This window comes from Microvirga aerilata, from assembly GCF_016743775.1.
In the GTDB taxonomy this organism is placed as follows: Bacteria; Pseudomonadota; Alphaproteobacteria; order Rhizobiales; family Beijerinckiaceae; genus Microvirga; species Microvirga aerilata.
Genome location: NZ_JAEQMY010000129.1, coordinates 1 through 9,515 on the forward strand (window position 1 = coordinate 1; position 9,515 = coordinate 9,515).

Annotated in this window: 9 protein-coding genes; 4 read left to right on the forward strand and 5 right to left on the reverse strand. The window is 58.1% G+C overall.

Annotated features, from left to right (window positions below; translation table 11 throughout):
• Window positions 1-249 precede the first annotated feature (249 nt).
• From JKG68_RS29060 to JKG68_RS29080, 5 genes are all read right to left on the reverse strand, one after another.
• Complete coding sequence (locus JKG68_RS29060) at window positions 250-750, reverse strand: tetratricopeptide repeat protein (protein WP_202065544.1); 501 nt, start codon at window positions 748-750, stop codon at window positions 250-252.
• 108 nt (window positions 751-858) lie between these two features.
• Window positions 859-1,716 carry an adenylate/guanylate cyclase domain-containing protein gene (locus tag JKG68_RS29065; RefSeq protein ID WP_312891028.1) on the reverse strand — a complete coding sequence of 286 codons (858 nt, stop codon included), beginning with the start codon at window positions 1,714-1,716 and terminating at the stop codon, window positions 859-861.
• Window positions 1,717-1,734: 18 nt separating this feature from the next.
• A complete protein-coding gene (locus JKG68_RS29070) occupies window positions 1,735-2,019 on the reverse strand; it encodes a hypothetical protein (RefSeq protein WP_202065546.1) in 285 nt (94 codons plus the stop codon).
• Between the two features lie 256 nt (window positions 2,020-2,275).
• Window positions 2,276-3,613, reverse strand: coding sequence for an adenylate/guanylate cyclase domain-containing protein (locus tag JKG68_RS29075; RefSeq protein WP_202065547.1), 1,338 nt, complete (start codon window positions 3,611-3,613; stop codon window positions 2,276-2,278).
• Between the two features lie 220 nt (window positions 3,614-3,833).
• Window positions 3,834-3,998, reverse strand: a complete 165-nt coding sequence (locus JKG68_RS29080) for a hypothetical protein (RefSeq protein ID WP_202065549.1) — start codon at window positions 3,996-3,998, stop codon at window positions 3,834-3,836.
• A gap of 236 nt (window positions 3,999-4,234) precedes the next feature.
• On the opposite strand from JKG68_RS29080, the gene JKG68_RS29085 reads away from it, so the two are divergent.
• The 4 genes from JKG68_RS29085 (at window position 4,235) to JKG68_RS29100 (ending at window position 9,474) form a co-directional block, all read left to right on the forward strand.
• Window positions 4,235-5,026, forward strand: a complete 792-nt coding sequence (locus JKG68_RS29085; RefSeq protein ID WP_202065555.1) for an ArsR/SmtB family transcription factor — start codon at window positions 4,235-4,237, stop codon at window positions 5,024-5,026.
• Between the two features lie 534 nt (window positions 5,027-5,560).
• Window positions 5,561-6,400 (forward strand): Bug family tripartite tricarboxylate transporter substrate binding protein, encoded by an 840-nt coding sequence (locus tag JKG68_RS29090; protein ID WP_202065556.1) that lies wholly within the window; start codon window positions 5,561-5,563, stop codon window positions 6,398-6,400.
• A gap of 217 nt (window positions 6,401-6,617) precedes the next feature.
• Entirely contained in the window at window positions 6,618-8,936 is a 2,319-nt protein-coding gene (locus tag JKG68_RS29095; protein ID WP_202065557.1) for an NADP-dependent malic enzyme, read from the forward strand.
• A 325-nt stretch (window positions 8,937-9,261) separates the two neighbouring features.
• Entirely contained in the window at window positions 9,262-9,474 is a 213-nt protein-coding gene (locus JKG68_RS29100; RefSeq protein WP_202065558.1) for a hypothetical protein, read from the forward strand.
• Window positions 9,475-9,515: the final 41 nt, after the last annotated feature.

Here is a 9,515-nt window from a genome sequence, read left to right on the forward strand (position 1 = left end):
CAGGACATGTGTGGGATGGGTGTCGATGGAACGGCTTGAGATATCAACTGATGACCAAAGCCCTGGCAGCTAAGAACAACACGCGCCCCTCGGGAGGTGCGGCGTCACCCCGGGTAGGTTCCTGATGGGGAGGAATTCTGTGGGAGCGATATGCTGCCGGTGATCAGGCCAGCCCTCTTCGCGAGTGATCCTCATCATCCCGATCAGGTACGCGACCTGAATTGCGCACTCATCTAACTGAATAATGACTTAGCTTTCTGGAACACCGGCCCTGATCAACCCCTCCACAAGAACCAGCCCCTGCTCAAACCCGAGCAGTTGGGTACGAGCTAAGCTGACGGTCAGCGGTGGGCCAGCAAGCAAATTCCGTTGCGCCAAAAGCACTTCCGCTTCCTGCCAAAGTCCGAGATGCCCACAGCAGCTAATCAACAAGGCGTAATGTCCAGGGAATCCTGGAAAAGAGACGATGGCATCGCGAATACAAGGTAAGGCTTTCTTAAAACGACGTGCGGCTAAGAGGGCAGAGCCATGGCAAAATTCATAGAGGCTAAGGAATGTATCCGCTGGACTTAAACTGAGTGCGGTCTGGGTTTCCACCACAGCATCATCAAACCTTCCAGTCCAAGAGAGGACCCACCCGGAGAGCGCACGGGCCAATGCAAAGTTCGGGTTTGCCCGAAGCGCTGCCTGAAGCTCGTGCAGACCTCGGTCGTGCTGACCACCTGAAGTCAGACACATCCTCAGCACCATGCGAGCCCAAGGCTCGCTCGCGTCGAGAACAAGGGCCCGTTCAGCATGCCTTTGAGCTTCCTCAACTCCTTTGCGTTCATCAGGAAGCCAGTAGTTGAATGCGGCCCATCAGACAGCCCAACTTAGGATCGCGTGAGCCTTGGAATAACTCGGTTCTGTAGCAGTAGCCTGCTGAAGAAGAGAACGGGCTTCGTCACTTTCCTGGCGTCCGAGTTTGCTGACTAAACCGATGGCGCGGACGACAAGGCCCCACGTGCTGACGTTCTGAGGAGGTTCACTGGCTACGCGAGCACCTTCTTCAGCATATAGGTGTGGTTCAATTGCTGCGACAGCGCTGGCTGTGATCTCGTCTTGCACGATGAAGACATCTTCAAGTTGCCGGTCATACTTTTCGACCCAGATGTGCTTGCCTGCTTCCGCATCGATCAACTGGGCTGTGACTCGGATGCGCTTGCCAGACGCCCTGACGCTGCCTTCCAGCACATAGCGGACGCCAAGCTCCCGAACGACCTGTCGCACATCGACGGCCTTGCCCTTGTAGGTGAAAGTCGAGTTTCGGGCGATGACGAACAACCACCGGAGGCGGGACAGGCCGGTGATGATGTCCTCGGCCATGCCATCGGCGAAGAACTCCTGCGCTGGATCAGGGCTCATGTTAGTGAAAGGCAGGACGGCAATGGAGGGCTTATCTGGGAAGGGGAGCGGTTTGGCCTGCACTATTCCGGCTGTGGCAGACGAGGTCGCCTTCACGGCATAGGCGCGGATCGGTTCCTCAATATTCTTCACCGCCTGGGGCCCGAGATCGGTGAAGCCGACCGGCACTGCCTTTCGCAAGTGGTTAAAGGTAGCTTCCGAGATGCAAATGCCACCGGGATTGGCAAGCCCCTCCAGTCGGGCAGCGATATTCACCCCGTCACCTAACAGATCGCCTCCTTGGACCATCACATCCCCGACATGTATTCCGATTCTGAATAGGAGACGTTGCTACACGGGCATCCCTTGAGTGGCTTGCGTAAGAGCCTCTTGAATAGCAATGGCACATTGAACGGCATCTACAGCGCTGGGGAACTCGGCCAGAACACTGTCCCCCGCCGTGTTGGCGATACGACCGCTATACTCAGCAATAAACTGGTCCATGATCTGCCGGTGGGCAGTAAGGATACGGAGGGTTTCGACCTCGTCCTGGTTCATCAGGCGTGAATAGCCTGCCACATCGGCAGCGAAGATCGCGGCAAGCCGCCGCTCGACCCTGTGCTCCTGGCGATCCATGGGACCCTCGGCGCAGTTCCTGGATACTCTGATATGGGCTGTCCAGACTTCGTTCGCTTTAGAGCTACCACAAGTGCTAATTGGCGCGGCGGACATCATGTTGGTATTGCTGAGGTCCCTTGCTGGCCTCCTGTTAAGGTCACTTCTGAAGGGACAGAAAGTGGCCGCACAACCTCCTGCAACGGTCCAGGACGCTTTCCTCAAGCATCTGCGCGACAACAACCACGCTCACACGCGAAGATCGTTTCAGTAGAGTTCACGCAATCGGTCTCAGCGTCCGCCACTCGGCCGCGACTGCGAACAAAAGCATGTCCTCGCTCAAGCCCTTAAGGGTATAGGCACCTTTCTCCACCAAGAGCAGGTTAGACCCAGCTACCAGATCGCGCACCGTTCGGGACACCAACACCTGACCACCCTCAGCCAAGGCAGCAATACGGGCTGCAATGTGAACGGCAACGCCGCCGATGTCGTCGCCCTTCGTTTCGATCTCGCCCGTATGCACACCACAGCGGACCTCCAAGCCCAGCGCACGTATCGGCTTTATGATCGCGCTTGCACACTGGACGGCTCGGGCTGGACCGTCAAAGGTGGCCAGAAACCCATCACCAATGGTCTTGATCTCGCAACCACGGTACCGAGCAAGCTCCTCCCGAATGACCTGATCGTGCTGTTCCAGCAGGCCCCGCCAGCGCCGGTCGCCAAGTTCCACAGCCCTCTTGGTCGAGTCCACAATGTCGGTGAACAGCACGGTCGCAAGTACCCGGTCAGGCTCGGGAGCGCCTCGGGCTCCTGTCAGGAACTCCTCGATCTCATCGGCCAAACGGTCCACGTCGCCGACCCATGCCACATGATCAGAACCGGATAGCTCGACGTATTTTGCACCAGGGATCGTCGCCCCGAGGTAACGTCCTGCCTCGACGTTGACCCTTGGGTCATCGGTCCGGTGCAGGACGAAGGTCGGCACCCGGATCGCCGGTAGGATATGGCGGATGTCGATCTCACTGTTCATTTGCATCAATGCAATCACAGCAGATGGGCTGGCTCCCAGCCGCTCAAACCGTGCCCACCAGCGTCTGAAGCGTTCATCCGACAGTTTGCTGGGCGCAAAGGCTTTCAGGCTTGTGCCAGTACCCCAGTCCCGGTCGATCATCTCAAGGAACGCTGCAAGCTTATCAGGAGGCAGAACCCAGGACGGGAAGTGACCGTAGGCTCCATATAGAACCAGTGCTTGGGTGCGCTCAGGATACGTTGCAGCAAACAGTATGCTCATTGCACCGCCTTCAGAAATGCCGAAAAGGGCCGCTCGCTTGCTGTTCACCGCATCCAGGACGGCTCGCACGTCATCCATACGTTCCTCAAGGGTCGGCAAGGCTCCAAGGCGGTCGGAGAGGCCAGTCCCGCGCTTGTCGAACAGGATGAGACGGCTGAACGAACCCAGGCGATTAAGGAAATGCGCCAGGGCAGGTTCGTCCCAGTAGTGATCGAGGTTGGAGATAAAGCCAGGAACAAAGACCAGATCGAGGGGTCCTTTGCCAACCACCTGATAAGCGATCCGTAGATCGCCGCTCCTGGCATAGTGCGTCTCCACCTGCATGATCCGCCTCACGGGTTGGCACATCTGCTGGATTAAGATAGCAGATAGCACTCAGCTTGGGCGAGAGCCAATCAATACGAATCTGCCCAAACGGGCCTCGGCCAAGGTGTCGAAGACCGAAAGATTTGTCTGCCGACACAGATGGTCAAACCGACCTCTTACAGGACAGTCTGGGAACATAGACTGACGACGGTTTGTCGGTGGAATGACGTGCTGCTGTTCAGTTCTCATCGTCTTCCGGCATCGACTCGATGTTCCCGATACCCCTGGCGCGGTGACCGGCTTGCCTTTCCATGGCTTCGACCCGCCGAAGAAGCTGTGTGGTAAGCGTTGCTTCGCGCCGGAGGCCCTCGTCGCCAGGATCGCTGCCGAGACGCATTTGCATATCACGGGCTCTCGCTTCGAGGGCTCGTCTCAGAACGCCCAACTGCTCCTTGCTTAGTTCAAGCAACATCGTGGCACCTGGTGCTTTGGGCTCACCTGTTCCTTGAGCGCCTTCTTAAGCCAAGCAGAAGTCATGTCTGAATATTAACCGCAGAGAGGGCGTCCGAGCCGCATATCATCAGACCAGAAAATGTGACCGCCTTGACACGTTACCTTATGTTCACGTAATTTAGGTCTATGGACGATGTCTTCAGCGCTCTCAGCCATGCCACACGCCGCACCATTCTTGATCTCCTACGGGACAAGGATGGACGGACCCTCAGCGACATCGAAGCCCAGCTTCCGATGACCCGCTTCGGCGTGATGAAGCATCTCAAGGTGCTGGTGGACGCCCATCTCATCCTGACGCGCAAAGTGGGGCGGGAGAAGTTTCACTACCTCAACCCCGCTCCAATACAGCAGATCAGTGATCGCTGGATTTCCCTCTACGCGTCGTCCTTCGTACAGGCAATGAGTGATCTCAAAATCCAACTGGAACAGAAAGGCTCATCGATGTCGAACACAGCCCCAAAGCATGTCTATGAGATGTTTATGCGTGCTCCTGCCGAGGCCCTGTGGAAGGTAATCACCGACGATGAGAAAACGCCGCTTTGGCAGCACTTCAACATGAACTCGCGGACGCAATGGCATCAGGGAGGAACTATCGAGTGGATCATGAACGGCAATGTCGTGATTGCAGGCCAGATCACCGAGTTCGAGCCGCCGTACCGGTTCGTGATGACCTTTCACGCCAAGTGGGCACCGGATGTCGCGGCGGATCAGGCATCGCGGGTCGCATGGGAGATCACGCCCATTGGAAGGGACGCCTGCAAACTAACCCTGGTGCATGACACCTTCGAGAGCGAGACCGCAACCTACCATGCTGTTGGCAGTGGCTGGACCGAGGCTCTTTCCCGTCTGAAGACCCTGGTTGAGACCGGTGAGCCATTCCGCCTTGATCTGAGCCAGATGTCAGAGCCTGTAGGCTGAACTAAGTTTAGCCGGAAAGCTGTCATGGTTTTCTCCTGAGTAACCGCCCAGCGGGTCCGCGCCGTTGGGCACCTCACGACGCGTCACGAATCTGGTTGGCGTTTCTTGGACGACCCCAAAGCCATTGATTCTACAGTAGCCGACCAGCGCGAGCTCGCCAGTATAGACAAGTAGAATCCAAGTTTGCGACAGAACCTGCGGACATCCATATGAAGGCCAAATCTGGATCTCACGATCGAGTTATCGCTAATCTGATCCAAGCACTTTCTCGCAGACTGTTATGAAATTAGGATCTGAGCGCGATGACTCCGCCTGAAAAACTGTGGCAGCACCCTAAGTTCTAAGCACTCCACCTCGCAGGATATAGACATGTTCCCCGGCCATCGATGCAAGCTCTCCCCTTCGGCGACTGTCATGGCAATGGCAGTGTCCGTCCTAACGCTCTTCGGGGCTGTCGCCGCTCAGGCCCAAGACTATCCGACAAGACCAATCACCCTTGTGGTTCCGTTCCCTCCCGGTGGCGGGAACGATGCGATGGCACGCATTGTCGGCGATAAGCTTGGAGAGGCGCTAGGCCAGCGGGTTGTGGTTGAGAACAAGGGCGGTGCGGGCGGTGTCTTGGGCACAACCTCCGTTGCACGAGCAGCGCCTGACGGATACACCTTGCTGCTGGGCCATACAGGCACCCTTGGCATTAACCCCTACCTGTATAAGAATGTTACTTACGACCCGCGCAAGGATTTTGCCCCGGCTGGCCTTGTGGCCCGTATCCCACTGGTGATGGTGGTGAATCCATCGCTGCCCGCCACGTCAGTAAGCGAGTTTGTTAGCTTTGCCAAAGAACGCCCTCCTGGTCAGCTCAACTACGCCTCAAGCGGTGTCGGCACCGGATCTCATCTCGCCGCAGAGTTGTTTGCCTCTCGTGCCGGGATTAAGATGACGCACGTTCCTTACCGTGGGACGGCCCCGAGCATCACCGACCTGATTGGCGGCCGGGTGGATGTCTCATTCAGCGTTGCCTCGTCCGTGGCCTCTCAGGTGGAGGGCGGCAACTTGCGAGCCCTCGCGGTCACCAGTGCAACGCGCTCGCCGACCCTACCCTCTGTTCCAACAACGACGGAGGCAGGTCTGCCTGGCTTTGAGGCTGTCTTGAACTACGGCATTCTTGCCCCTGCTGGTACACCCGTCGAGATCATCAAGCTGTTGAACACAAAGCTGCAGTCAGTGCTCACGTCGGAGGATATGAAGAAGCGGCTGATCGCGGACGGTGCTGAGGCTGCACCAAGCTCCCCTGAGGAATATTCGGCTCTAATAGCTGATGATCTGACCAAATGGGGAGAAGCAGTTCGCTCATCAGGTGCCAAGCTTGATTGAGGCCTGGTTGGTTAACTTCGCAAACTCTCTTGCACCTCCCAATGGTAGCTAAGGCCTCAGATCTCTCGCTGTGGCACACGACCGGGGAAGACATCATAGCAGACGGCGCTGCCTAATTCATACAAGGCCTCCCAAGGTTGGCCTTTGCGCCACAACCTTGAGCGCTATTTGATGAGGGTAGGGGGCGAAGAACAGAACAGCAGCCGGGAGGAGCCCTATGGGCCAAGAGGTCAATTCAAGCACCGCTGACCTTGATCAAAGCGGGACGGAGGCTCTCAACCAGAGTGCATTGGAGTATCACCGCTTTCCAAGACCCGGAAAGATCGCTGTCCTGCCGATCAAGGGGATGACTAACCAGCGCGATCTGGCTTTGGCCTACTCGCCTGGTGTCGCTGCTCCCTGCATGGCCATCCATGCCGATCCGGCTGCTGCCGCCCTGTATACCAGCCGATCTAACCTTGTGGCCGTGGTCTCGAACGGCACAGCCGTACTGGGACTCGGCAACATCGGTCCGCTTGCCTCCAAACCCGTTATGGAAGGCAAGGGCTGCCTGTTTCAGAAGTTTGCTGGCATCGATGTGTTCGACATTGAGGTCAATGAGACCGATCCCGACAAGCTCGTTGACATCATTGCCTCACTTGAGCCCACCTTCGGCGGGATCAACCTTGAGGACATCAAAGCCCCTGAATGCTTTGAGATCGAGCGCCGGCTGCGCGAACGCCTGCAGATCCCGGTGTTTCATGACGATCAGCATGGCACAGCCATTGTTGCAGCCGCTGGTGTGCTGAACGGCCTGGAGGTCGTCGGCAAGCGGATGGAGGAGATCAAACTCGTCTGCTCGGGGGCCGGGGCTGCGGCGATCGCCTGCCTCGATCTCCTGGTGGGGCTTGGCGTCCGGCGTGAGAACGTGTGGGTCACGGACAGCAAGGGTGTCATCTACCAAGGGCGAGGGCAGGGGATGGATGCCCAAAAAGAGCGCTATGCCCAAGCCACAGAGGCACGGACACTGGCAGACGTCATGCCAGGCACAGATGTGTTCCTGGGCGTGTCGATGGCCGGTGTCCTGAAGCCTGAGATGGTCGAGGCCATGGCGGAAAAGCCCCTGATCCTGGCTCTGGCCAACCCTGAGCCGGAGATCCGGCCAGAGGCAGCAAAAGCCGTGCGCCCCGACTGCATCGTTGCAACCGGCCGGTCGGACTACCCGAACCAGATCAACAACGTCCTGTGCTTCCCTTTCATCTTCCGCGGGGCGCTTGATGTGGGCGCAACCAACATCAATGAGGAGATGAAGCTTGCAGCCACGCGAGCCATTGCGGCTCTGGCCAAGGAAGATGTGTCTGATGTAGTGGCTGCAGCTTACGGGCGACGGGACATCCGCTTCGGGCCAGAGTACCTCATTCCAGCCCCCTTTGATCCACGCCTTATCACGGCAGTTGCTCCCGCAGTGGCGCAGGCCGCTATGGCCTCTGGCATTGCCACGCGGCCGCTGGCAGACCTGAAGGCTTATCGCGATCAGCTCCAGACCTTCGTGTACCGCTCGGGCACAATCATGCAGCCGGTGTTTGCGGCAGCAGCACAATCCTCAAAGAGGGTCGCTTATGCTGAAGGGGAGGATGAGCGGGTGCTTCGGGCTGTGCAGGTGGCAGTCGAGGAAGGTCTGGCAAAGCCCCTGCTGATCGGTCGACCTGATGTTATCCGTGCCCGAGCGACCGAGTTGGGCTTGAGGCTTGAAGAAGGCCGCGACTATCAGGTGGTGAGCATGGATGATGAAGTGCTGCTCAGCAAGCTCGCGACCGAATACTATCAGATCTGCCGCAGGCAGGGGTTGGCCCGTGACGCAGCTCTCGTCGAGATGCGCCGGAACAGTACGCTGATCGGTGCCATGCTGGTGCGCGGTGGTGAAGCCGACGGCCTCCTGTGCGGCACCTTCGGTTCCTACGACACTCATCTGCGACATGTGGTGGACGTGATCGGGAAGAGGGCGGGCACAAACACCCTGGCAGCCATGAACGTCCTCATGCTGCCAAAGCAGACGCTGTTTATCACTGACACGTACATCAACGAGAACCCGACCGCCGAGCAGATCGCCGATATCGCGCTGCTTGCTGCCGAGGAGGTGCGCCGCTTTGGTGTGACACCACGAGTTGCACTTCTCTCCCATTCCAGCTTTGGCAGTGCACGAACTGTGTCCGCAGCGAAGATGAGAGGGGCACTTGGTCTGATTCAGGCGAGGGCCCCTCATCTGGAGGTTGAGGGTGAGATGCAGGGCGACGCGGCGCTTAACAAAGGCACCCTTGACAATGTGTTTCCCGGCGCTGGCCTGACGGCTGAAGCGAACCTGCTTGTCATGCCGAATCTGGACGCAGCGAACATCACCTTCAATGTTCTCAAGGCTGTGGCAGGGCAGGGGATCACGGTGGGACCAATCCTACTTGGAGCGGCGAAACCGGTCCATGTCTTGGAGCCTACGAGCACTGTACGCCGAATTACGAACATGACCGCGCTGACAGTGGTGGAGGCCGCAATGCGGGTCTAACAGGACCGTTGCAGGCGATGGAAGAAGTAGCGGGCATGGCCTCGTTCATCCAGTAGAGGTGCATTGAGCTAATTAGCTCAATGCACCTCTACTCCTGTGGTTTGCTGGTTCGGGGTAAGCGCCCATTCCAGGCATCGGAAGGAGCCACGCGCTGTTCTGCCGCGAGGCATCATCCTATTGTGTGATCTCGATGGTGCTACCATGGGTGCCGTCCAGAACAGGGAGAGCACCCATGACCTGTAGCTCTGCCGCGCAACAACATCTTGCACCTTTGACACAGACGCCCGGCTAGCCCGACGACCTCCTGTATGAGCTTCAAACCACCTTGGCCGCGCTGGCGGACCTTGAGGTCCGGTACCAGGTCGACCGGGAGCGGCTTGAGGCGTGGACAGGTCCTGAAGCCATCAAGATGCGTTTTACCGCTCAGCTTGAAGAGCACCATCAGCGGGAACGCGAGCCCTACGTGCAGCGACTTGCCGATCTGCACCACAGGACCATGATCATCATGGGGCTCCACGACACACGCCTGATCACCTGAGTTTCCCAGGTGGGCGGTCGCTCTCACGAGGCGACCAGGAT

Excerpts from the sequence above, each read along its gene's own strand:
- JKG68_RS29060 (WP_202065544.1), bottom strand. The coding sequence starts at position 750 with ATGGTGCTGAGGATGTGTCTGACTTCAGGTGGTCAGCACGACCGAGGT.
- JKG68_RS29070 (WP_202065546.1), bottom strand. The coding sequence starts at position 2,019 with ATGGATCGCCAGGAGCACAGGGTCGAGCGGCGGCTTGCCGCGATCTTC.
- JKG68_RS29075 (WP_202065547.1), bottom strand. The coding sequence starts at position 3,613 with ATGCAGGTGGAGACGCACTATGCCAGGAGCGGCGATCTACGGATCGCT.
- JKG68_RS29080 (WP_202065549.1), bottom strand. The coding sequence starts at position 3,998 with ATGCAAATGCGTCTCGGCAGCGATCCTGGCGACGAGGGCCTCCGGCGC.
- JKG68_RS29085 (WP_202065555.1), top strand. The coding sequence starts at position 4,235 with ATGGACGATGTCTTCAGCGCTCTCAGCCATGCCACACGCCGCACCATT.
- JKG68_RS29090 (WP_202065556.1), top strand. The coding sequence starts at position 5,561 with ATGGCACGCATTGTCGGCGATAAGCTTGGAGAGGCGCTAGGCCAGCGG.
- JKG68_RS29095 (WP_202065557.1), top strand. The coding sequence starts at position 6,618 with ATGGGCCAAGAGGTCAATTCAAGCACCGCTGACCTTGATCAAAGCGGG.